The sequence below is a fragment of the Caulobacter sp. DWP3-1-3b2 genome (genome assembly GCF_049896325.1).
Lineage (GTDB): Bacteria > Pseudomonadota > Alphaproteobacteria > Caulobacterales > Caulobacteraceae > Caulobacter.
The window spans coordinates 148,265-170,487 of sequence record NZ_JAFCUB010000005.1; the positions used below are offsets into that span (position 1 = coordinate 148,265).

Consider the following 22,223-nt stretch of genomic DNA (forward strand, 5'->3'; position numbering starts at 1 on the left):
CTTGGCGATCCTCAAGCAGACATTAGAACGCACGAGTCCTTTCGGAACTGAAAAGGCTCGTGACGGGGAAGAGGCCCTAAGCGCGCCCTGGGGTCAAGCTGAGCCGGTTCCGGATGCGGCAATACGCTGCACCAGCACCCTATCCCAGCCATAGGGATCATCGCGGAAGTTCACTTGCCCGTCTGGCGTCACATAGGCCGTCCAGTAGAGCAGAAATACGGCGATTGGTTGAGCTAGGGGCGCGCGGACGGTCTTGCCGGCCGCGATAGTCGCGTCGACCACCTCAGGACTCCAGGCCGGATCACTGCCCAGCAGCTGTTTGGCCAGAGGGATCGGCTTCTCCAGACGAACGCACCCGTGGCTGGCCAAACGGCTGAAGCTGGAGAACCGCGCGCGGCTGGGGGTGTCGTGCAGGTAGACGCCGTAAGGGTTGGCGAAGTCGAATTTTACCAAGCCCAAAGCCGCCTTGGGGCCGGCCTTCTGCTGCAGGCGCGAGCCGCCGTCGCCGGTGGGAATGACAATGAAGTCGTTGTTGGCGAAATAGCTCGGGTTGGCCCGCTGCTTGGGCCATAGCTCCTTGGTGGCGATCGAGGACGGCACGTTCCAGGGCGGGTTCAGCACGATGGAGGTGACGGTCGAGGACAGCATTGGCGTCTCGTCGCCTGGACGGCCGGTCACCGCGCGCATGGTCAGGGTCGGGGCGTCGTCATGGAAGACGCTCATCACCGCAGCTGCGATATTGACCTGGATCCGGTCGGCCGGCAGTTGCTGCGGCAGCCAGCGCCAGCGTTCCATATTGGCCAGGATCTGATCGATCCGGCGCTCGACGGGTAGGTTCAGCGCCGCTAGCGTTGCAGGGCCGAGGCCGCCATCGGGATTGAGGCCAAAGCGCTTCTGGGCGCGCATCAGCGCCTGTTGCAAAGCCTCGTCGAACACCGGGGCCGAGTCGACGGCTATGGTCGAGTCTTCAACGGCCAGCCGGGCCTCCAGCGCGGCGATGCGCGGATCATTGGTCGCCCCCAGCTTCAGCGGCGCGCCCCCGGGAACCATCCCCCAACCGCCTCGCATGGCGATCTCGCGATAGGTCACCAGGCCTTTACGCAGGGTCTGATAGCCAGTGTAGGGCGGCGGCAGGCCATCGAGCCACGGACCCAGGCGATCCTGCGCGGCGGCCTGGACGAAGTCCGCACCGGGATCGTACGGCAAGGGACGCAGGCCCCAGTTATTCAGGAACGCCTCGGGCGCCAACCGGCCGGAGTGCACGGCGCGGGCATAGCGCAGGGTCAGAGCGATCAACTGGGTCTGGCCGACCTGGCGCGTGCCGGTATCCCGCGCGCCCAGCATCGGCACGATGGAGTCCGGCGAGAAGGCGGTGGGTTCGAAACCATGGCTTGGCGCCTGGGCCAGGGTCCGCACCAGCATATCGGCTTGATCGGGCCGTAAGACCACGCTGGTCGGAACAGGCGCGAAGCTCAACGGCTGTGGCGGCCCTAGAACGAGCGGCGCGTTCTGAACCTGGGCGCCGACCGCGCCAAGCGTCATGAAGGAAAGCGCGCCGCCAAGCAGTGCGTCACGTTTGGTCCAGGTCTTGATCACCGTCAAAAGGTCTCGCCGCACGCTCGTACGCGGCCAGTCCGCGTACACTCAAATGGCCGTCACGTCGCTCGCGCGTCAACGCAAGTAGCGCGGAAGGCGAACGGTTCAAACCGCTTAAGGTTCTTTATTTTCGTTGCGGAACCTAACGGCCACACTGGCGGTTTCTTCCGGCGTCGGGGCGCGCGAACGCGCCCTTCGAGTTTCAGGACTTCAACCCATGAAGATCGCCCAGGTGCCCCCCCTGTACGAAGCTGTTCCGCCGCGCTTCTATGGCGGCACGGAACGCGTCGTGGCGCATCTGACCGACGCCCTGGTCGATCTGGGCCACGAGGTCACCCTGTTCGCCTCCAGCGACGCCAAGACCAAGGCAGAATTGGTGGCCGTGCGCGATCAGGCCATCCGCCTCGACCCCGCGCCGCTGAAGTCAGATCTGGCCGCCCACATGTCCATGCTGGCGGAGGTCAAGCGCCAGGCGCACCGCTTCGACGTCATCCACTTCCACACCGACATGGTCCAGTTCCCGATGTTCGAGGAGATGGCGGCCAAGACCCTGACCACCCTGCACGGCCGCCTGGATCTGAAGGATCTGCCTGGCGTCTATCGCCGCTGGACCCAATATCCGCTGATCTCCATCTCCGACGACCAGCGCCGCCCGCTGCCCTTTGCGAATTGGGCCGGGACGGTGCTGCACGGCATGGCCGCCGAGGTCTACGACTTCAACGCTAAGCCTGACGGCTACCTGGCGTTCCTCGGGCGCATTTCGCCCGAGAAGGGTCCTGACCGCGCCATCGCCATCGCCAAGCGCCTCGGCAAGAAACTGAAGATCGCCGCCAAGATCGACGCGGCCGATCGCGCCTATTTCCACGCCGAAATCGAGCACCTGCTCGATGATCCGCTGATCGAGTTCGTGGGAGAGATCGGCGATCATCAAAAATCGGAATTCCTCGGCAAGGCTGACGCTTTGCTGTTCCCCATCGCCTGGCCCGAACCCTTCGGCCTGGTGATGATCGAGGCCATGGCCTGCGGCACCCCAGTCATCGCCTACGACTGCGGCTCGGTTCCAGAGGTGATCGAGAATGGCCGGACCGGTTTCATCGTCACAGATGAGGACGGCGCCGTTGAAGCCGTGCGACGCGTGGGTGAAATCGATCGTTTCGGCGTTCGCCAGCGCTTTGAAGAGCGGTTCTCGGCCATCGCGATGGCGAACCGCTATCTGGACATCTACGCTCATCTCGAAAAAGCGACCGCGCCGAAGCGCTTGACGCTGGCTCAAAGCGCCTGAGCATCGCGGCTCCGGGAACGCCCCGTCCGCGACACGATCAGGTTTTAGGACTCGCCAACCCGCCCGCCGCATCATCGCGGCGCGGCGGGCTTTCGAGGGACCTCAGCGCAAGAGGCCAAGTTCATGGATGATATGACGCCGGACGCCCCCACGGGCTCGGTTGAACAGGGCGAGACGGGCGAACCCCGGTCGCCCTCCAACCTTTTCGCCTTAAAGGACAAGGACACCTTCTTGGTGGCCGACGCCTTCGGCGACGTTATGGGCGCGGCCGATGGACTCTTTCATGACGACACGCGCCTGCTGTCCAAGCTGCGCCTGCTGCTGGGCAACCGTTCGCCGGCCCTGCTGAGCGCGTCCGTTTCGCAGGACAATGTGTTCTTCACCTCGCACTCGACCAACGAGCCCCTGCCCGCCTTGGGCGGCGCGGCGGCGCCGCATGGCGCCATCCATGTCGAGCGCAAGCGGTTCCTGTGGGACCAACGGCTCTATGAGCGCCTGCGCTTCGTCAACTACAGCCGCGACATGGTGATCCTGCCCGTCGGCCTCGAGTACGACGCCGACTTCCACGACATGTTCGAAGTGCGCGGGTCCAAGCGCCCCGCGGGCCGTGGCCGCGTTTTGCCAGCGGAGATGGACGGGCGCAGCGTCACCTACGCTTATGATGGGCTGGACGGGGTGCGTCGCACCAGCGTGGTTTCATTTTCCGATCCGCCGGGCCGCCTGGGTCCGCAACGCGCCGACTTCATGTTCATGCTGACGCCGGAAACCCATTTCGATCTCCATATCGAGGTCGGGGTGAAGCCGGACCACCCGCCGACCCGCGAGCGTTGGCGCGACGCCGCCGCTCGGGCCCGGGTCGATATGCGCAAGCGGCGGCGGCGGGGGGCGCGGCTGCACAGCTCGGGCCGGCTCTTCAACGACTGGCTGGAAAAGTCTCGGGCGGATCTGGCCCTGTTGACCACCGAGTTCGCGACCGGCCCCTATCCCTATGCCGGCATTCCCTGGTTCTCGACGCCGTTCGGCCGCGACGCAATCATCACCGCCTGGCAGGTGCTGTGGATCGAGCCGGGCCTGGCCAAGGGCGTGCTGGGCTATCTGGCCGAACACCAGGCCTTGGAGGTCAGCGCCTTCCGCGACAGCGCACCGGGCAAGATAATGCACGAGACCCGCAAGGGCGAGATGACCGCGCTCGGCGAGTTGCCGTTCGGCCGCTATTACGGCGGGGTCGACACCACGCCGCTGTTCGTGGCCCTGGCCTGCGCCTATGCCGAACGTACGGGCGACCTGACCTTCATCGAGAATTTGTGGACGCCGCTGACGGCAGCCATCGCCTGGATCGAGCACTTCGGCGACAGCGACGGCGACGGCCTGATCGACTACGCCAGGGGCCTGGACTCCGGTTTGTCCAACCAGAACTGGAAGGACAGCGAGGACAGCGTCTTCCACGAGGACGGCAAATTTCCCGACGGCCCGATCGCCGTCGTCGAGGTCCAGGGCTACGCCTTCGCCGCTTTCAAGGGCATGGCGGACCTGGCCGAGCGGCGCGGCGATCCGCAGAACGCCGAACGTTGGCGAGCCAAGGCCGAGCATCTGCGCCAACAGGTCGAGGACAAGTTCTGGATGGAGGACAAGGGCTTCTACGCCATGGCCATCGACGGTCACGGCAAGCCCTGCCGGGTCAAGGGCTCCAACCCCGGCCACCTGCTGTTCTGCGGCCTGCCCTCGCCCGACCGCGCCAAGAAGGTGGCCGACACTCTGCTGTCGGCGGCCTTCCACAACGGTTTCGGCGTGCGGACCCTGGCCCAAGGCGAACCGCGATTTAACCCGATGAGCTACCACAACGGTTCGGTCTGGCCGCACGATACCGCGATTTGCGCCATGGGCCTGGCGCGCTACGGCCATCGCGACGGGGTGGTGCAGATGACCTCGGGCCTGTTCGAAACAGCAGCCCACTATGAAATGCGGCTGCCCGAGCTGTTCTGCGGTTTCCCACGCCAGCCGGGCGAGCCGCCCGTGGCCTATCCGGTGGCCTGCCTGCCCCAGGCTTGGGCGGCTGGCTCGGCCTTCATGATGCTGCAGGCGTGCCTGGGGATCACCGTAGACGGCTGGAAGAATGAGGTGCACCTCACCGATCCGCGCCTGCCCATCGGCATCGATCACCTGACCATCGGCGGCCTTGGCGTCGGCGACGCCCTGACCGATATCAGTTTCGAACACAACGGACCGCGCGTCGCGGCCCATGTCGGCAAAGGTTCGACCGTACCACTGCTCATCCGGCGATGACCCGAAGTCAGTATCCTCCGGAAAAAGCCGGGTGCAGGAAAGCCCGCGAGAGACTCCTGACGAGTCTGGGTCCCGACCATTTTCGTCGGGAAAACGGAAACAAGAAACCAGCATAACGAGGCCCCCATGCCCCAAACCCTTGACCTTTTCCCGATCGGCAACTGCGCGGTCAACGCCCTGATCGACCGCGGCGGCCGCTTCGTCTGGACCTGCATGCCGCGCGTCGATTCCGATCCGGTGTTCAGTAGCCTGCTGGGCGGTCTGGAGCCTGAAGATCCCGCCGCGCAGGGGACGTGGGAGGTCGCGGTCGAGGGCAAGCAAACCATCGACCAGGCCTATCTGCGCAACACCCCGATCCTGCGCACGGTGATCACCGACGCCGACGGCGCCAGCCTGGAGATTCTCGACTTCGCACCCCGTTATCGCCAATTCGGTCGAATCTTCCGCCCTACCGCGTTCATCCGTCTGGTCCGGCCAATCAGTGGCGTCTGCCGCATTACTTTGCGGGCCCGCCCCACCGCCGAGTGGGGCGCCAAGCTCGCCGAGCATACGAACGGCTCCAACCACATTCGCTACCTCGGCTCGGACATGACCCTGCGTCTGACCACCGACGTGCCGGTGTCGCACATTCTGGAAGAGCGCACCTTCCGTCTGGAACAGCCGATCGCCATGTTCCTGGGCGCCGACGAGGGGTTCAACGCCGATATCGGGGCCACCTGCACCCGCATGCTGCAACAGACCGAAGAATATTGGCTGGAATGGGTGCGTGGCCTCGCCGTGCCGCTCGACTACCAGAGCGCGGTGATCCGCGCGGCCATCACCTTGAAGCTCTGCACCCACGAGGAGACCGGCGCGATCGTCGCGGCCATGACCACCTCGATCCCCGAACATGCCAACAGTGGTCGCAATTGGGACTACCGCTACTGCTGGATGCGCGACGCCTATTACGTGGTTCAGGCCCTGAACCGCCTGGGCGCGGTCGACATTCTGGAGAACTATCTGGGCTATCTGCGCAACATCGTCGACCGCGCCGACGGCGGCCATATCCAGCCGCTGTTCGGCGTGGGCTTCGAGCCGCAACTGACCGAGCGCTTCGCCCCCGACCTGCCCGGCTATCGCGGCATGGGGCCGGTGCGCATCGGCAACCAGGCCTTCGAGCACCAGCAGCACGACGTCTATGGCCAGATCATCCTGTCCTCCACCCAGGCCTTCTTCGATGAGCGCCTTTTGCGACCCGGAACGGTCGAGGACTTCAAGAACCTGGAGCCGGTGGGCGAACGGGCTTTCCAGCTTCACGACCAGCCGGACGCCAGCCTGTGGGAGTTCCGCGGCCGGGCCAATGTCCACACCTATTCGGCGGTGATGTGCTGGGCGGCCTGCGACAGGCTGGGCAACGCCGCCGCCAAGCTCGGCCTGGCCGACCGGGCCGACTTCTGGAATGCCCGCGCCGCCCAGGTCCGCGCCACCATCGACAAACGCGCCTGGAATGAGGAACTCGGTCGCTTCGCCGCCACCTTCGAGGGCGACGAACTGGACGCCAGCCTGCTGCAGTTGGTCGATCTGCGCTTTCTCGAGGCCAATGACCCGCGCAATGTCGCCACCGTCGAGGCCGTCGAGGCGGGCCTGCGCAAGGGCTCCTACCTGCTGCGCTACGCCATCCCCGACGACTTCGGCGCCCCGCAGACTGCGTTCAACATCTGCACGTTCTGGCTGGTCGAGGCCCTGTACCTGGCCGGTCGCATCGAGGAGGCGCGGGCGCTGTTCGATGAGATGCTGGCGCGCCGCACCACCGCCGGCCTGCTGTCGGAGGACATCGGCTTCGCGGACGGCGAGCTGTGGGGCAACTATCCGCAAACCTACAGCCTGGTCGGCCTGATCAACTGCGCGGTGCTGCTAAGCCGGCCTTGGACGTCGGTGCGGTGAGAGGCAAGACCGCTCGAAAATTAGCGGTCGCTAGCGCCATCTTGCCGTCAGAAAAATATGGCTATCTTGATAGCCATACGGAGGTCCAATGAGCACCTGCAGCCTAGCGGACGCCAAGAATGGCGCCCTCCAAGTGGATGTGGACGGTTTGGGTGTTGCGGCCGTCGATCGAGGCCGGACTGCGATGCTTCTCGGTCCACTCGGTCCCAATCATCACGGGCTGTCGCCGAATTTCATCTCCGAATAGGCGAGGTCGCCCTCGGCGTCCCCAATCAGCGTCACCAGGTCGGAGCCGAACGCCGCCTCCAGGAATTTGAGCGCGGAATTGGGATCTCGATAGCACAGGGCCGAGGTGAGACCGTTGCGGATCAGGCGAAGCTCCATTGCGAATATCCGCAATATTTAACAGATATCGCAACTATGTGAGTAAGGGGGTTTATCGACAGGTCGGCTGGCGCGCCTAGAGCATTTCCCGACCTGACTGCGTCAGGCCGTGAGCTCTAATATTTTGTTTTGACGCATTTTTCTTCACGCGAACCGGAACCACTTCGCTCGAAAAATGCTCTAGCGCAGCGCCGGCCCGATCGGCCAGATCCGCCCATCGCCCTTCTCGCCCCGAACGCCGATCAAGCGCGTCAGCAACGGATAGACAGCGACATTGTCGAACACCGGCAGGACCACGCCGGGCCGGAAGGCTGGGCCGTGGGCGACGAACACCGCGCGCATGTCGGAGTCGGCAGGATCGTAACCATGCGCGCCGCCGTCGCGCGGATGCTCCTCCCAGCGTTTCTTGATCGAGGTCGCGGTGGTGAAGTACCAGCCCTTTTCGGCCAGGCAGACGATCGGTTGAACACGGGGATTGGCGCCGTAACCAAAACGGGCCGGGATCTTGGCCTTCTCCCAGCAGGTCAGGTGGGGGATGGGCTTGAGCAGTGCCGCGCGCACCTCGGCCTCGTGCCCGACCAGCGGCCGAACGCCGACGACCGATCCCGTGCCGACCAGGCGCACCTTGGGGGGATCAACGATCGTCGCCAGATCAACCAACTTGCTCAACGGTTGGGGCGCCATGCCGTGGTCGGCGACGACGACGATATTGGTGGTGTCGTAGAGTCCCCTCACCTTCAGGCCCGCCACCAGGCGCGCCACGGCCGTGTCCACCTCGACGATCGCGGTGTTCACCTCCGGCGAGACCGGGCCGTAATGGTGGCCCTGGGTATCGACGACATCGAAATAGAGGGTGGTGAAGCCCAGCTCGGGTGCGTCGGAATCGATCCAGGACAGCAGGGTGTCGACCCTGTCGTTCGAGGCGAGCTTCTCGTCGAACACCTGCCAGCGGCTGGGCCGAACGCCCTCGATCTCCGACTCCGAGCCAGGCCAGAACAGCGTGCCAGCGTGAACGCCCTGGCGTTCGGCAGTCACCCAGAGCGGCGTTGCCTGGCTCCACCAACGCCCGTCACTGACCGCCTGATGGTTCGACATCTTGAAGGCGACGCCGGGAATTTCGGCGTCCTCCATGGTGTTGTCGACCACGCCATTGTGGTCCGGGCGCTTGCCGGTGATCAGCGTGTAGTGGTTCGGATAGGTCAGGCTGGGAAACGACGGCCGCATCGCGCCGCGCACGCCGTCGGCGGCCAGGGCGCTCAGGGTCGGGGTCTCGCCCCGGTCCAGATAGTCGGGCCGAAAGCCGTCGAGTGACACCAGGATGGTCAGGGCTGACTTGGGTGGCGACGGCGCGGACGTCGCGCATGCGCCCAGCGTCAGCGCCAGAACCAGGGCGAACCAACGACGAGCAGCGAACATCAAGCGCCTCCAACTCAAGCCCCTTGGTCTATAGCTCAGTCATGTGACGGCGCTACGCATGACCGCGACTTAACTTGGCGGGCCCGCTCCGCCCGGCCATAGTCCTCGCGTGTCGCAGGGAGTCGCAGGGAGTCGCCGCCATGACCAACGCCGAAATCGGCTGTCCATGAGTTTCGCCCTGGAGGCCGAGGGCCTGACCAAGACCTATGGCGCGGTGCGCGCCCTGGACGGGCTGTCGCTGAGCATCCCGGCCGGGGGCGTGTTCGGCGTGCTGGGTCCCAACGGCGCGGGCAAGAGCACCTTGTTTCGCATCGCCTTGGGCCTGGTGCGACCCACCAGTGGCTCGGCGAAGCTGTTCGGCGCCAGCGCCGGCGGCACGGCCTCGCTGCGCCGGGTCGGCGCGATGATCGAGACCCCGCGCTATCCGCCCTATCTGACCGCCCGCGACACCCTCAAGATGCTGGCGCTGGAAAGCGGCGCGGCGGGCGCCGACATCGAGTATTGGCTTGAGCGGGTGGGCCTAGGCGGCGCGGCCGACCGCAAGACCGGCGGCTTCTCGGTCGGCATGAAGCAGCGGCTGGGCCTGGCGGCGGCCTTCTTCACCCGCCCTGAACTCGTGATCCTGGACGAGCCGACCAGCGGCATGGACCCTGCCGGCATCCAGGAGATCCGGGCCCTGATCCGCGATCTGGCCGACAGGGAGGGCGTGACCATTATACTGGCCAGCCACCAGTTGGACGAGGTGCGCCGGGTCTGTGACCGGGTGGCGATCCTGTCCAAGGGTAGGCTGGCCTCGGAGGGCTCGGTCGAAAGCCTAACGGGCGGCCGCGCGCGGCTGCGGCTATCGGTGACGCCGATCGACAAGGCCTTGGCCGTGCTCGGCGATCGTGGCGCGCCCGACGGTTCCGACGCCGTGTTGGCCGACCTGCCCCGCGCCGAGACCCCCGCCCTGATCCGCGCCCTGGTCGAGGCCGGCGTCGAGATCACCGAGGTCCGCTGGCGCGAGGCCGATCTGGAGAGCGCCTATCTGGGCGCGCTGGAAGACTCTGACCTCAAGACCGGGAACGCCGCCGATGCTCGCTGACGCCATCGCCGCCGAGCGTTTCCGGCTGATCCGCGACCGAACCGGCGTGTTCTGGGGCTTCCTGTTCGTGCCCCTCGCTTCGCTGTTGTTTAGCCTGGCCACCGACATCTTCGTGCGCGCCGCTTTCCACCGCACCATCCCTGGCGCGACCACCGACCTGGCCAACCGGACCCTGGGCGCGGTGGCGGGCGCGGCGGGGCCCGTCACCGCCCTATTCCTGCTGATCGGCGCGGCGGCCATCGTCGCCGGCGACTATCGCTGGGAGACCTGGCGCCTGGTGACCCCGCGCAACGGCCGCCTCAACCTGCTGACCGCCAAGTTGATCGTCTTCGCCGAAGCCGCCGCCTGGAGCTTGCTGCTCACCGCAGTCGTGGCCGTTCTTGCTGGAGTGTTCAGCAGCGCGGTCAACGCCGCGCCGCTGGTCGGCCCGCCGGCAGGCTCAAACGTCCTGGGCCAGTTCGCGGGCGTGTTCCTGATCACGTGGCTGCAAATGATCCTGGTCGGCGCCTTGGCGGCCATGATCGGCGTGGTGACGCGTTCGACCATGGGCGCGGTCGTGGCGGGCCTGGTGGTGGTGGTGGTCCAGTCCACCCTGGCGACCATGGCTCAGGAAACCACTTGGAAGGCCCTGGCGATCCCAGCCTACGCCGCTCGCACCCTGAAGACCTTTGTCGCCGCTCCGGCAGGCATGCGGCCCGAGGCTGGTCCGGCGGGTCTGGGACTGTTGCTGCTGCTGGTCTGGCTGGTGATCTTGGCTGGCGCCGCCGTGATGCTGTTCAAGCGGCAGGATCTGACGAAGGAATAGCGATGGGGCTTGGACGCATCTCGGTTATCGCGCGGTGGCAGCAGGCCCTGGTTGTCGCTGGGTGTGGCCTATGGCTCTCGGCCTGCGCAACGCCGAAAGCGTCCGTAACGCTTTCTGTCGAGGACCAGCGCACGGCCGACCGGATCGCGCTCGGTCAGGAAGTAGCGGCGCCTGGAGAAGCAGGGCATCGACAGCCCGCTGATCCTCGCGGGTCCAGCCGCGCAACAGCCGGCGCGCCCCGCGCGGCTTCCACGCCAGCGTTCAGGGCCAGCAGGCTGGTCTCGAAAGCGATCTCGTCCATGACGCCCAGGATCTGCGAGACCTTGGCCGAGGAACTTTCGATCTGACCCATGGCCTCGGCGGCCCGGCCGACGACCTGGCTGGAGCGGTGGGCCACGGACCGGCTGTCGATCACCGCCGCATTGGCCTCGTTGGCCCCCTCGGCGGTGCGCTTGACGCTGGCGCTGACCTCGCCCAGGGCCGAGGCCGTCTCGGCCAGGCTGGCGGCCTGCCGCTCTGTGCGCGCCGACAGGTTCTCGATGGCGTCGCTAATTTCGCCCACTCCAGACCGCTGCACGCTGGCCACACCGATCACCTCGCCCAACGCCCCCTCCAGAGTCGCCATCGCCCGGTTGAAATCGCCGCGTAGACCTTCATAGGCTTGCGGGAACGCGGTCTGCAGCCGCGCCGTCAGGTCGCCGGCCGAGAGCCGGGCCACGGCAGCGCCCAAGGCTTCGACGACCTGAAGGCGGCCTGCTTCCTCGGCCTGACGTTCGGCGTCGCGCTGGGCCTTGGTGGACTGGGTTTGCGCCTGTTCGGCGGCGATTCGCGCTTCGGCGGCCTGGCGTTCGACGATCGCCTCGCGGAACACCGCCACCGAGGTGGCCATACCGCCGATCTCGTCGCCCCGTCCCGCGAACGGCACGGCGCTTTCATAGTCCCCGGCCGCCAGCCGGACCACGAAGCCGGTCATGGCCTCGATGGGTTGGACAATGCGGCGGCTCATAAGTGCGACGCCGCCGCCGACCCCGGCCAGCACCAACACGCCGGCCCCGCCCAGCAGCATGAAGGCCAGACGGGTCTGGCGAGCGGCGGCCGCTCGACGGCCTGAGCGTCTCGATTGGCCATCACCACGACCTTGGCGATCACGGCCCGATGGGCCTCGTAGGCGGCGTCGGCGCGGGCCAGGCCCTGGCGGGCGCAGTCCAGGTCGCCGCACCGCACGGCCGGCAGGATCTCCTGGTCGATCACGCGCCAGAAGTCGGCGGCGGGGGCGGCGGACTGGTTGACCAGCATGTCGCGCATGTCCGCGTCGATCGACGCTTTCGTCCAGTAATCGCGGCGGCTGCCGTAATCCTTGCGCAGTTCGCCAGCTTGTCGGTGGCTGCCTGCACGGTCTCGGAATGGGCCACCAGCTTGGTCGCCACTAGAGCATTTTTCGAGCGAAGCGGTTCCGGTTCGCGTGAAGAAAAATGCGTCAAAACAGAAGATTAGAGCTCACGGCCTGACGCAGTCAGGTCCGGAAATGCTCTAGGTCGGCCTCGACAACATAGAGCGGCGGCGGCAAGATGTCGGCGACGATGTCCTTGTTGTTGACGATCTGCTTGAACAAGGGCCCGCCGACCCGCAGGCCCTCGATCGCGAACAGGGCGACGCCGCCCGCCAGGCCTACGCCGAAAGCCAATGCGCAGCCAAAAGCTCGCATGCACCGGAGATTTTCATCCCCTACCTTCCCCAGATCACCCCGGCGAAGGTTGCTCCAGCCAAGTGAATAAAATCTCAACCACGACGCTAAGCGTGCAGGGCCAAACGTCGCGTTGAAGCGGGGAGGATACGAAAAAGGCCCTGGATCGCTCCGGGGCCTTTTCCGTCCAGCTCGCGCTGGAATTTAGTCGTCGGAGTCGTTGGAGAACACCGGGCCGGAGTCCTTGCCCTTGGCCGAGACGTCGCGGTCGACGAATTCGATGACGGCCAGCGGCGCGTTGTCGCCGTAGCGGAAGCCGGCCCTCAGGACGCGGATATAGCCGCCCTGGCGTTCCTGGTAACGCGGGCCGATGGCGGCGAACAGCTTGTGGACCTGCTCGACGTCGCGAACGATGCTGATGGCCTGACGACGGGCGTGCAGGTCGCCGCGCTTGGCCAGGGTGACCAGCTTTTCGACGAAGGGACGCAGTTCCTTGGCCTTGGGCAGGGTGGTGACGATCTGCTCGTGCTTGATCAGCGAGGCCGACATGTTGGCGAACATGGCGGTGCGGTGAGCGGACGTACGACCGAGCTTACGGTGAGCCTTACCGTGACGCATTGTAGTGTCTCCTGGGCCGTGGCCCGCTGTTGCGCATCAAGAGCGCTGATTGTCACCAATCCCAGCTGTGTCCCTGCCAGGGTCAGAACGAAGCGCCGGGACCCTCCACCGCTGTTGCGGCTTCAAAAGGCCCAGGCCGCCCGCCATCCCGAAAGGATGACGAGCGGCCCGGATTAGGCGCGATACGCGTACTTGGTCTTAGATCTGGTCTTCGAACTTCTTGGCCAGGTCTTCGATGTTTTCGGGCGGCCAGTTTGGCACGTCCATGCCCAGGTGCAGACCCATGCCGGCCAGCACTTCCTTGATTTCGTTCAAGGACTTGCGGCCGAAGTTCGGGGTGCGGAGCATCTCGGCTTCGGTCTTCTGGATCAGGTCGCCGATGTAGACGATGTTGTCGTTCTTCAGGCAGTTGGCCGAACGAACCGACAGTTCCAGCTCATCGACCTTCTTCAGGAGCGCCGGGTTAAACGGCAGTTCCGGCTTGGCCTCGTCGGCGGTCTTGGCCTTGGGCTCTTCGAAGGTGATGAAGATCTGCAGCTGGTCTTGCAGGATGCGGGCGGCGTAGGCCACCGCGTCCACCGGCGTAACGGCGCCGTTGGTTTCCACTTCCAGGATCAGCTTGTCATAGTCGAGCGACTGGCCTTGACGGGTGGGCTCGACACGGTAGGCGACGCGCTTGACCGGCGAGTACAGGGCGTCGACGGCGATCAGGCCGATCGGCGCATCTTCCGGACGGTTCTTCTCGGCGGGGACATAGCCCTTGCCGGTGTTGACCGTGAACTCCATGCGTACCGAAGCGCCGTCGTCCAGAGTGCAGAGGACGTGGTCGGGGTTCAGGATTTCGATGTCCGAAGGCGTTTCGATTTGACCAGCGGTCACCGGGCCGGGGCCGGTGGCGCGCAGCGTCATGCGCTTCGGGCCCTCGGCGTGCATGCGCACGGCCAGTTGCTTGATGTTCAGAACGATATCGACGACGTCCTCGCGGACGCCTTCGAGCGAGGAGAATTCGTGCACGACACCATCAATCTGAATGGCGGTGACGGCGGCGCCCTGCAGCGAGGATAGCAGGACACGGCGGAGAGCGTTGCCGAGCGTCACGCCAAAGCCGCGTTCGAGCGGCTCAGCCACGATACGAGCCTTGCGGGTCGCGTCGGCGCCAGTCTCGATTTGCGGCTTCTCAGGACGGATCAGCTCGTTCCAGTTTCTTTCGATCACGTGGTCGATCCCTTGAACGCGGCTCGCCGGCCGCGAATCTCGCAGCCGGCGATGGAGAATAGGATAGTAAAAATACTAGACGCGTCGACGCTTGGGCGGACGGCAGCCGTTGTGCGGAATCGGCGTCACGTCGCGGATCGTCGTAATGGTCATGCCGGCGGCCTGAAGGGCGCGCAGGGCGGACTCACGGCCCGAACCCGGACCCGACACGTTGACCTCGAGGGTCTTCACACCGTGTTCAGCGGCCTTCTTGCCAGCGTCTTCCGCAGCCATTTGAGCGGCATACGGGGTCGACTTGCGCGAGCCCTTGAAGCCCATCGCGCCGGCGCTCGACCAGGAAATAGTGTTTCCCTGAGCGTCGGTGATGGTGATCATGGTGTTGTTGAACGAGGCGTTCACGTGCGCCACGCCCGAGGTGATGTTCTTGCGTTCGCGCTTTTTAACGCGTGCCGGTTCCTTGGCCATCGTTCAGGCTGCCTTACTTCTTCTTGCCGGCGATCGGCTTGGCCGGGCCCTTGCGGGTGCGGGCATTGGTGTGGGTGCGCTGACCGCGGACCGGCAGGCCCTTACGGTGACGCAGGCCGCGATAGCAGGCCAGGTCCATCAAGCGCTTGATGTTCATCGAATTTTCGCGGCGCAGGTCGCCTTCGACGGTGAAGTCCTTGTCGATCGTTTCACGGATCGAAAGCACTTCGGCGTCGGTCAGCTGGTTGACCCGGCGGGCGTCATCGATGCCCACCTTCGTGACGATGTCACGAGCGGACTTCTGGCCAATGCCATGAATATACTGAAGCGCGATCAAAACGCGCTTGTTCGTCGGAATGTTGACGCCTGCAATACGGGCCACGTCTAATGTTCTCCTAGTCACGCACTAAAGACGCGAACGGCGCGCCCGGCCCGGTCTTACGACCCAGTCCGGCGCGCACAGATCGCGCCCTTTCGCGGAAGCGCCCCGTTATAGGGATAGTTGCGCATCCGTCAATGGCGGAATCCGATCGAATGAAAGGATTCCAACGAAGTCTTAAGCCACGACCGAAAGCGCGGCGTCGATGGAGCCGGCGACCGTTTCCACGGAAGCCATGCCATCCAGTTCCGTGAGCTTTCCTTGCTCGCGATAGTAGGGAAGCAGCGGCGCAGTCTGGGCGTTGTAGGCCGCCAGGCGCGTCACAAACACTTCCGGATTGTCATCGGGGCGACTCTGCTCGGCGAATCGCTTGCTGATCCGCGCGATGAGCGCCGGCTCGTCTACCTTGAGTCGGAGAACGGAGTCGATCTTCTGGCCCCGCTTGGCCAGCATGGCGTCCAGAGCCTGCGCCTGAGGCACGGTGCGGGGGAAACCGTCGAAGATGGCGCCACCGGCGGCTTCCGCCTCTGGCAGGCGCTGCTCGATCAGGGCAATCACGATGTCGTCGGGAACCAGGGCGCCCCGGGCCAGTACGTCCTTGACCGCCACGCCCAGCTCCGAGCCCGAGGCGATGGCGGCGCGCAGCATGTCGCCGGTTGAGAGCTGAACCATGCCACGCTCCTCGACCAAGCGCTTGGCCTGTGTGCCCTTCCCCGCCGCAGGCGGCCCGAACAGGATCAAGTTCATCAATGCATTTCCCGCGTGTCCACGAGTCTGCCGCCCGTGTCCGTCAGACCTAGAGTGGGTTCAGCAAAAACGGAAGCCGGTTTGTGACAAACCGGCTTCCGCTTTCTGGCCTTCCGTCGCGTCGGCCCCGTTTTAGGGGTGGGGCTTAGCGCCCCTTGCCGCCGCGCAACTTCGACTTCTTGATCAGACCTTCGTACTGGTGGGCCAGCAGATGCGACTGAATCTGGGCGACCGTGTCCATGGTCACGGTCACGACGATCAGGATCGAGGTGCCGCCCAAGGTGAACTTGGTCGGGCCCATGCTGTTCATCATCAGCTCCGGCAGCACGCAGACGGCGGTGATGTAGGCCGCGCCGATCACGGTCAAGCGGGTCAGGACGTAGTCCAGATATTCCGCCGTGCGCTTGCCTGGACGGATGCCCGGCATGAAGCCGCCGTACTTGCGCAGGTTCTCGGCCGTCTCCTCAGGGTTGAACACCACGGAGGTGTAGAAGAACGAGAAGAAGATGATCAGGGTGGCGTAGAGCACCATGAACAGCGGCTGGCCGTGCTGCAGGGCGCCGACCGCGGTCGGCAGCCACTGGGCCCAGCTCGGCAGGTTGGCGGTGGCCAGGAAGCCCATGGCCGTGGTCGGCAGCAGCAACAGGCTGGAGGCGAAGATCGGCGGGATCACCCCGGCGGTGTTCAGCTTCAGCGGGATAAACGAGGTGTCGCCACCGATCATCCGGTTACCCTGCTGACGCTTGGGGTAATGGATCAGGATCCGGCGCTGAGAGCGTTCGACGAAGACGATGAAGAAGATCACCGCCACGGCCAGGATGGCGACGGCGAGCAAGGCGAAGCCCGACATCGACCCGGTCTGAACCTGGGTGAACATCTGGATCACGGCGCGCGGCAGGGCCGAGACAATGCCAGTGAAAATGATCAGCGAGACGCCGTTGCCGACGCCGCGGCTGGTGATCTGCTCGCCCAGCCACATCAGGAACAGAGTGCCGCCGGTCAGGGCGACAACGGTGGAGACGACGAAGAACGCCGGGGCGATGCCGCCCACCACCATGCCAGCCTGGCTCTGCAAGCCGATAGCGATCGAGAACGACTGCACCACGGCCAGCACGACCGCCAGGTAGCGAGTGTACTGGTTGAGGGTCTTGCGGCCGGCTTCGCCGCCTTCCTTTTTCAGCTTTTCCCACGGCGGATACACCGAGCCCATCAGCTGCACGATGATCGAGGCGCTGATGTAGGGCATGACGTTCAGCGAGAACACGGCCATGCGCTGAACCGCGCCGCCCGAGAACATGTTGAACATCCCCAAGATGCCCTTCGACTGGCCGGCGAAGGCCGCGGCGAAGGCTTCCGGATTGATCCCCGGGATCGGCACATAGGTGCCGAGCCGATAAACGATCAAGGCGATGAGCGTGAACCAGATGCGCTTGTGAAGTTCGGTGGCCTTCTGGAAGGACCCGAAGTTCATGTTGGCTGCGAGTTGTTCGGCGGCCGAGGCCATTCATATCCCCACGTCGAGAGCGCGCGCCGCTTCCGCGGTCATGTGCGCTCCAAGCATAATTCAGAGCCGGACAGCGGATCGGAATGAATCATTCGATCCGGGCCAAACCCAAGTACGGAGCCGTACATAGGTGAGGCTCGCCGTGATGTCACGGCGAGCCTCGTTATTCTGTCATCCCGATGGGAAACCGAGGAAATTATGCAAGGCGTCCGCCCTGCCCTCCCCGCGATCCCAGGCGCCCGGAAAGGACGTCCAGGATGACCATACGGTTCTAGGCCTCGGCTTGAACCTTGACCTTCTTGGTCACGGTCACCGAACCGCCAGCGGCTTCGACGGCCTTGATGGCCGCTTCGGTCGCCGAATAGACGGTCAGCTTGAGGGCGGTCTTGATCTCGCCCTTGCCCAGCAACTTCACGCCGTCCAGTTCGCGACGGATCACGCCGGCCGCGACCAGTTCAGCGACGCCAAGCTCGGCGCCGGCCTTAAACTTGCCAGCTTCCACGGCCTGTTCCAGGCGCCACAGGTTCACTTCGGCGAAGTCGAGGCGGAAAGGGTTGTTGAAGCCGCGCTTAGGCATACGCATGTGCAACGGCATCTGGCCGCCTTCGAAGCCGGCGATGGCGACGCCCGAGCGGGCCTTCTGGCCCTTGACGCCGCGACCGGCGGTCTTGCCCTTGCCCGAACCCGGGCCGCGGCCGACGCGCATGCGGCCCTTGGTCGAACCTGGGGCCGGAGCCAGTTCATTAAGCTTGGTCATGTGTGCCTCTCCTTGGAGATCTGCGCCCGGCCAGCGGCCGGACTCGGCTTTCAAACGATAGAATCTTCAAACGAAAACCACCCCGGCTTTCACCGGGGTGGCGATTTCGACGTCTCGTAGCAGAACTACTCGACGATTTCCAGCAGGTGCGCAACCTTGCGGATCATGCCGCGAACCGAAGGGGTGTCTTCCAACTCGGACTCGCGTCCCAGCTTGTTGAGACCCAAGCCGGTCAGCGTGGCGCGCTGAACGGCGTTGCGACGGATCGGGCTGCCGGTTTGGCGAACCTTGACGGTTTTTGCTTCAGCCATGTCTTAGCCCTCGATGGCGTCCGGAGCCGAGGCTCCGTCGGCGCGGCGGCCGAGAATGTCGCCAACCTTCTTGCCGCGCTTGGCGGCGATCTGGCGAGGCGACGATTGAACCTTCAGGGCCTCGAACGTGGCGCGAACCATGTTGTACGGGTTGCTGGAACCCGTCGACTTGGCCACGACGTCCTGGACGCCCAGGGTCTCGAGAACCGCGCGCATCGGACCACCGGCGATGACGCCCGTGCCGGGAGGGGCGGCGCGCATCATGATCTTGCCAGCGCCCCAACGGCCGTAGCCGTCGTGGTGCAAGGTGCGCGATTCCCGCAGGGGAACGCGAACCATGGTCTTCTTGGCTTCCTCGGTCGCCTTGCGGATGGCTTCCGGCACTTCACGCGCCTTGCCATGACCGAACCCGACGCGACCCTTTTGGTCGCCAACGACCATAAGAGCAGCGAAGCTGAAGCGACGGCCGCCCTTAACGGTGGCGGCGACGCGGTTGATGTGGACGAGCTTTTCGACGATGTCGCTGTCGGCCCGCTCTTCCGGGGCGTTGCGGTCGCGACGGCCACGATTGGGGCCGCCGTCTCCACGCTGTTGATCACCACGAGCCATGCTGTGATTTCCCTTAGAAATTCAGGCCGGCTTCGCGCGCGGCGTCGGCCAGGGCTTTCACCCGACCGTGGAATATATAGCCGCCGCGATCGAAGACGACGTCCTTGACGCCTTTTTCGATGGCGCGTTCGGCGACGAGCTTGCCGACCAGGGCGGCCGCGTCCCTGTCCGCCCCCTTGGTCGCGGCTTCCCCCTCGAGGGTGGAAGCCGAGGCCAAGGTCACGCCGCGTTCATCATCGATGACCTGGGCGTAGATGTTCTTGGACGAACGGAAGACCGACAGACGCGGTCGACCATTGGACAGGGCCTTGAGGCGGGTGCGGGTGCGTTGGGCACGACGCACGGCGGATTCGCGAGGTGAGAGCGCCATGGCTTACTTCTTCTTGCCTTCCTTGCGGCGAACCTTTTCGCCAGCATACCGCACGCCTTTACCCTTGTAGGGCTCGGGCGGACGAATGCGGCGAATTTTCGCGGCAATCTCGCCGACCGCCTGCTTGTCAGCGCCGGCGATCTTGATTTCGGTCTGCTTGGGCACAGCGAAGGTGACGCCAGCCGGAGGCTCGACGTTCACATCGTGGGAGAAACCGAGCTGGATGGAGAGCGCGTCGCCCTTCATCGCGGCGCGATAACCAACGCCTACCAGCTCGAGGGTTTCCTCGAAGCCAGTGGTGACGCCTTGCACCATGTTGGCGACCAGCGTGCGGGACAGACCCCACATCGACTTGGCGCGCTTGCTGTCATCGCGGGCCACCAGCAGAAGGTCGGAACCTTCCTGGCTGATGGTGACCTCTTCCGCGATGGTCCAGGAGAGCTGACCCTTGGGGCCCTTCACCGTGACGGTCTGCCCGTCGAGCGTGATATTCACGCCCGAGGGAATCGCGACGGCTTTCTTACCGATCCGTGACATGTTTTTTCCCTCCCGCGCCTAGTAGACGCGGCAGAGGACTTCGCCACCGACATTAGCGTCGCGGGCGGCGGAGTCCGACATGACGCCCTTCGGCGTCGAAAGGATCGAGATACCAAGGCCGTTCTTGATCGGCTTCAGGTCCTTGATCGACGAATAGACGCGGCGGCCCGGCTTGGACACGCGTGCGATTTCGGCGATCACGGGCTCACCGTCAAAATACTTGAGCTCGATCTCGAATTCGGGGAACGCGCCGGGCTTTTCCACGAGCGAATAACCGCGGATGTAGCCTTCGTCGGCCAGCACGTCTAGGACGCGGGCGCGCAGCTTCGAAGCTGGCGTCGCGACCTTGGCGCGCTTGCGCGTGGCGGCGTTCTTGATGCGAGCGATCATATCGCTCAGGGGATCGTTCATCGACATCTGATCGTCCTCACCAGCTCGACTTGACGAGGCCGGGGATCTGGCCCGACGAGCCAAGCTCGCGGAGCGCAATCCGGCTCATCTTCAGCTTGCGATAATAGGCGCGCGGGCGGCCCGTCACTTCGCATCGGTTACGAATGCGAACGGCGGACGAGCTGCGCGGAAGCTTCGCGAGCTTCAGGCGGGCTTCGAAGCGTTCTTCGAGCGGCAGGCTTTCGTCATTGGCGATCGCCTTCAGCGCGACGCGCTTGCTGGCATACTGCTTGACGAGGGCCTTGACCGCGAGGTTGCGATTTACAGCGCTTTTCTTTGCCATGGTGCTTTTCCCTGCCCGCTCTTAATTCGTGAACGGGAACTGGAATTCCTTCAGGAGAGCCTTGGCTTCCTGATCGGTCTTCGCAGTGGTGCAGACGATGATGTCCATGCCCCAGATCTGTTCAATCTGGTCATAGTTGATTTCCGGGAACACCAGGTGCTCCTTCAGGCCCATGGCGTAGTTGCCACGACCGTCGAAGCTCTTGCCGTTCAGACCGCGGAAGTCCTTCACGCGCGGCAGCGCGATCGTGACCAGACGGTCGAGGAACTCGTACATCTTGTCCTTGCGGAGGGTCACCTTCGCGCCGACCACCATGCCTTCGCGCAGCTTGAAGCCGGCGATCGACTTGCGGGCCTTCGTGGGGACCGGCTTCTGGCCAGCGATGGCCATCAGATCCTTCAGCGCGGTCTGGGCCTTCTTGGAGTCGGCCACAGCTTCGCCGATGCCCATGTTCAGGACGATCTTGTCCAGCTTGGGGATCTGCATTTCGTTGGTGTACGCGAACTGTTCCTTCAAAGCGGCGCGGATGCGCGCGCGATATTCGGACTTCAGCCGCGGCTCGTAAGCTTGATCAACCATTGATCACCTCGCCCGTGGTCTTGGCGAAACGCACCTTCTTGTCGCCTTCAACCTTGAAGCCGACGCGGGTGGGTTTGCCGTTGGAATCCACGATGGCGACGTTCGAGACGTGCAGCGCGGCTTCCTTGCTCTTGATGCCGCCTTGCGGATCGGCTTGGGTGGCCTTGGTGTGGCGTTGAACGAGGTTCACGCCTTGCACCAGGACCCGGTTCGCCTTGACGATGACCTGGGTCACAGCGCCTTGCTTGCCCTTGTCCTTGCCGGCCAGGACGACAACGCGGTCGCCCTTTTTGATCTTGGCAGCCATTACAGCACCTCGGGGGCGAGGGAGATGATCTTCATGTGGTTCTTCGCGCGCAGTTCACGAGGAACCGGGCCGAAGATCCGCGTGCCGACCGGCTCGCTCTGCTTGTTGACGATGACCGCGGCGTTCTTGTCAAAACGGATCAGCGACCCGTCCTTGCGCTTCATGCCTTGGTTGACCCGAACGACGACGGCGCGAAGCACGTCACCCTTCTTCACGCGGCCACGAGGAATGGCTTCCTTCACGGACACGACGATCACGTCACCGACGCTGGCGTAGCGGCGACCCGCCCCACCCAGCACCTTGATGCACATGACCCGGCGAGCGCCGGAGTTGTCGGCGACTTCCAGGTTAGTTTGCATCTGGATCATGGTTCAAACCTTCCAGATTAAGCCGAGACCTTGGGAAGGACTTCCCAGGTCTTCAGCTTTGACTTCGGAGCACATTCGACGATGCGGGCGACTTCACCAGCCTTGTACGAGTTGCTCTCATCGTGTGCGTGGTACTTCTTGGACCGACGCACGATCTTCTTCAGCAAGGGGTGAACGATGGTCCGTTCAACCTTGACCACTACGGTCTTGTCGCCCTTATCGGAGACGACGAGACCCTCGAGGATACGCTTGGGCATATCGTTCTCC

28 protein-coding genes are annotated in these 22,223 nt (G+C 64.6%); 5 read left to right on the top strand and 23 right to left on the bottom strand.

Going from position 1 to position 22,223, the window contains the following annotated elements; all coding sequences use genetic code 11:
* Nucleotides 1-93: 93 nt before the first annotated feature.
* On the bottom strand, nucleotides 94-1,593 hold the full coding sequence (locus ACP7AG_RS05665; protein ID WP_426030156.1) for a L,D-transpeptidase family protein: 1,500 nt from the start codon (nucleotides 1,591-1,593) through the stop codon (nucleotides 94-96).
* 220 nt (nucleotides 1,594-1,813) lie between these two features.
* Between ACP7AG_RS05665 and ACP7AG_RS05670 the strand changes: the two genes are divergently transcribed.
* The 3 genes from ACP7AG_RS05670 (at nucleotide 1,814) to ACP7AG_RS05680 (ending at nucleotide 7,084) form a co-directional block, all read left to right on the top strand.
* A complete protein-coding gene (locus ACP7AG_RS05670) occupies nucleotides 1,814-2,878 on the top strand; it encodes a glycosyltransferase family 4 protein (RefSeq protein ID WP_426030113.1) in 1,065 nt (354 codons plus the stop codon).
* A gap of 123 nt (nucleotides 2,879-3,001) precedes the next feature.
* The gene (locus tag ACP7AG_RS05675) at nucleotides 3,002-5,161 is read left to right on the top strand and encodes a glycogen debranching N-terminal domain-containing protein (RefSeq protein ID WP_426011795.1); all 2,160 of its coding nucleotides are present in this window, start codon (nucleotides 3,002-3,004) and stop codon (nucleotides 5,159-5,161) included.
* Nucleotides 5,162-5,287: 126 nt separating this feature from the next.
* The gene (locus tag ACP7AG_RS05680) at nucleotides 5,288-7,084 is read left to right on the top strand and encodes a glycoside hydrolase family 15 protein (protein ID WP_426030114.1); all 1,797 of its coding nucleotides are present in this window, start codon (nucleotides 5,288-5,290) and stop codon (nucleotides 7,082-7,084) included.
* A 213-nt stretch (nucleotides 7,085-7,297) separates the two neighbouring features.
* Here the strand turns inward: ACP7AG_RS05680 and ACP7AG_RS05685 are convergent, their stop codons facing one another.
* Together ACP7AG_RS05685 and ACP7AG_RS05690 are read right to left on the bottom strand one after the other, a co-directional pair.
* Complete coding sequence (locus tag ACP7AG_RS05685) at nucleotides 7,298-7,468, bottom strand: hypothetical protein (protein WP_426030115.1); 171 nt, start codon at nucleotides 7,466-7,468, stop codon at nucleotides 7,298-7,300.
* 180 nt (nucleotides 7,469-7,648) lie between these two features.
* Entirely contained in the window at nucleotides 7,649-8,884 is a 1,236-nt protein-coding gene (locus tag ACP7AG_RS05690) for an ectonucleotide pyrophosphatase/phosphodiesterase (RefSeq protein WP_426030116.1), read from the bottom strand.
* Nucleotides 8,885-9,050: 166 nt separating this feature from the next.
* Between ACP7AG_RS05690 and ACP7AG_RS05695 the strand changes: the two genes are divergently transcribed.
* Together ACP7AG_RS05695 and ACP7AG_RS05700 are read left to right on the top strand one after the other, a co-directional pair.
* Entirely contained in the window at nucleotides 9,051-9,968 is a 918-nt protein-coding gene (locus ACP7AG_RS05695; RefSeq protein ID WP_426030117.1) for an ABC transporter ATP-binding protein, read from the top strand.
* Nucleotides 9,958-10,773, top strand: a complete 816-nt coding sequence (locus tag ACP7AG_RS05700; RefSeq protein WP_426030118.1) for an ABC transporter permease — start codon at nucleotides 9,958-9,960, stop codon at nucleotides 10,771-10,773. Before ACP7AG_RS05695 ends, ACP7AG_RS05700 begins: the two co-directional genes overlap by 11 nt.
* A 154-nt stretch (nucleotides 10,774-10,927) precedes the next feature.
* Here the strand turns inward: ACP7AG_RS05700 and ACP7AG_RS05705 are convergent, their stop codons facing one another.
* From ACP7AG_RS05705 to rpsQ, 20 genes are all read right to left on the bottom strand, one after another.
* Nucleotides 10,928-11,839 (bottom strand): methyl-accepting chemotaxis protein, encoded by a 912-nt coding sequence (locus tag ACP7AG_RS05705; RefSeq protein ID WP_426030119.1) that lies wholly within the window; start codon nucleotides 11,837-11,839, stop codon nucleotides 10,928-10,930.
* Complete coding sequence (locus ACP7AG_RS05710) at nucleotides 11,776-12,078, bottom strand: hypothetical protein (RefSeq protein ID WP_426030120.1); 303 nt, start codon at nucleotides 12,076-12,078, stop codon at nucleotides 11,776-11,778. Before ACP7AG_RS05710 ends, ACP7AG_RS05705 begins: the two co-directional genes overlap by 64 nt.
* A gap of 208 nt (nucleotides 12,079-12,286) precedes the next feature.
* A complete protein-coding gene (locus tag ACP7AG_RS05715; RefSeq protein ID WP_426030121.1) occupies nucleotides 12,287-12,478 on the bottom strand; it encodes a hypothetical protein in 192 nt (63 codons plus the stop codon).
* A gap of 183 nt (nucleotides 12,479-12,661) precedes the next feature.
* Nucleotides 12,662-13,075 carry a 50S ribosomal protein L17 gene (gene rplQ, locus ACP7AG_RS05720; RefSeq protein WP_426011804.1) on the bottom strand — a complete coding sequence of 138 codons (414 nt, stop codon included), beginning with the start codon at nucleotides 13,073-13,075 and terminating at the stop codon, nucleotides 12,662-12,664.
* 198 nt (nucleotides 13,076-13,273) lie between these two features.
* Entirely contained in the window at nucleotides 13,274-14,290 is a 1,017-nt protein-coding gene (locus ACP7AG_RS05725) for a DNA-directed RNA polymerase subunit alpha (RefSeq protein WP_426011805.1), read from the bottom strand.
* A 75-nt stretch (nucleotides 14,291-14,365) separates the two neighbouring features.
* On the bottom strand, nucleotides 14,366-14,755 hold the full coding sequence (rpsK, locus tag ACP7AG_RS05730) for a 30S ribosomal protein S11 (protein WP_007662706.1): 390 nt from the start codon (nucleotides 14,753-14,755) through the stop codon (nucleotides 14,366-14,368).
* 13 nt (nucleotides 14,756-14,768) lie between these two features.
* A complete protein-coding gene (rpsM, locus tag ACP7AG_RS05735; RefSeq protein WP_422179256.1) occupies nucleotides 14,769-15,137 on the bottom strand; it encodes a 30S ribosomal protein S13 in 369 nt (122 codons plus the stop codon).
* 174 nt (nucleotides 15,138-15,311) lie between these two features.
* A complete protein-coding gene (locus ACP7AG_RS05740) occupies nucleotides 15,312-15,881 on the bottom strand; it encodes an adenylate kinase (protein WP_426030122.1) in 570 nt (189 codons plus the stop codon).
* Between the two features lie 145 nt (nucleotides 15,882-16,026).
* Nucleotides 16,027-17,385 (bottom strand): preprotein translocase subunit SecY, encoded by a 1,359-nt coding sequence (secY, locus tag ACP7AG_RS05745; protein WP_426011807.1) that lies wholly within the window; start codon nucleotides 17,383-17,385, stop codon nucleotides 16,027-16,029.
* A 271-nt stretch (nucleotides 17,386-17,656) separates the two neighbouring features.
* Nucleotides 17,657-18,142, bottom strand: a complete 486-nt coding sequence (gene rplO / locus ACP7AG_RS05750; protein ID WP_426011808.1) for a 50S ribosomal protein L15 — start codon at nucleotides 18,140-18,142, stop codon at nucleotides 17,657-17,659.
* Nucleotides 18,143-18,267: 125 nt separating this feature from the next.
* Nucleotides 18,268-18,453: a 50S ribosomal protein L30 gene (gene rpmD, locus ACP7AG_RS05755; protein WP_426011809.1), complete on the bottom strand. Its 186-nt coding sequence runs from the start codon at nucleotides 18,451-18,453 to the stop codon at nucleotides 18,268-18,270.
* A gap of 3 nt (nucleotides 18,454-18,456) precedes the next feature.
* Entirely contained in the window at nucleotides 18,457-19,062 is a 606-nt protein-coding gene (rpsE, locus tag ACP7AG_RS05760; protein ID WP_426011810.1) for a 30S ribosomal protein S5, read from the bottom strand.
* A 13-nt stretch (nucleotides 19,063-19,075) separates the two neighbouring features.
* Nucleotides 19,076-19,432, bottom strand: a complete 357-nt coding sequence (gene rplR / locus ACP7AG_RS05765; protein ID WP_426011811.1) for a 50S ribosomal protein L18 — start codon at nucleotides 19,430-19,432, stop codon at nucleotides 19,076-19,078.
* A gap of 3 nt (nucleotides 19,433-19,435) precedes the next feature.
* Nucleotides 19,436-19,969: a 50S ribosomal protein L6 gene (gene rplF / locus ACP7AG_RS05770; RefSeq protein ID WP_426030123.1), complete on the bottom strand. Its 534-nt coding sequence runs from the start codon at nucleotides 19,967-19,969 to the stop codon at nucleotides 19,436-19,438.
* An 18-nt stretch (nucleotides 19,970-19,987) separates the two neighbouring features.
* Entirely contained in the window at nucleotides 19,988-20,386 is a 399-nt protein-coding gene (gene rpsH / locus ACP7AG_RS05775; RefSeq protein ID WP_012285676.1) for a 30S ribosomal protein S8, read from the bottom strand.
* A gap of 10 nt (nucleotides 20,387-20,396) precedes the next feature.
* A complete protein-coding gene (gene rpsN / locus ACP7AG_RS05780; RefSeq protein ID WP_007662736.1) occupies nucleotides 20,397-20,702 on the bottom strand; it encodes a 30S ribosomal protein S14 in 306 nt (101 codons plus the stop codon).
* A gap of 21 nt (nucleotides 20,703-20,723) precedes the next feature.
* Entirely contained in the window at nucleotides 20,724-21,281 is a 558-nt protein-coding gene (gene rplE, locus ACP7AG_RS05785) for a 50S ribosomal protein L5 (RefSeq protein WP_426011813.1), read from the bottom strand.
* A complete protein-coding gene (rplX, locus tag ACP7AG_RS05790) occupies nucleotides 21,274-21,588 on the bottom strand; it encodes a 50S ribosomal protein L24 (RefSeq protein WP_426011814.1) in 315 nt (104 codons plus the stop codon). The genes rplE and rplX overlap by 8 nt, the downstream gene beginning before the upstream one ends.
* Nucleotides 21,588-21,956, bottom strand: coding sequence for a 50S ribosomal protein L14 (rplN, locus tag ACP7AG_RS05795; RefSeq protein WP_007662742.1), 369 nt, complete (start codon nucleotides 21,954-21,956; stop codon nucleotides 21,588-21,590). The genes rplX and rplN overlap by 1 nt, the downstream gene beginning before the upstream one ends.
* Before the next feature lie 17 nt (nucleotides 21,957-21,973).
* Nucleotides 21,974-22,213, bottom strand: coding sequence for a 30S ribosomal protein S17 (rpsQ, locus tag ACP7AG_RS05800; RefSeq protein WP_426030124.1), 240 nt, complete (start codon nucleotides 22,211-22,213; stop codon nucleotides 21,974-21,976).
* Nucleotides 22,214-22,223 lie beyond the last annotated feature (10 nt).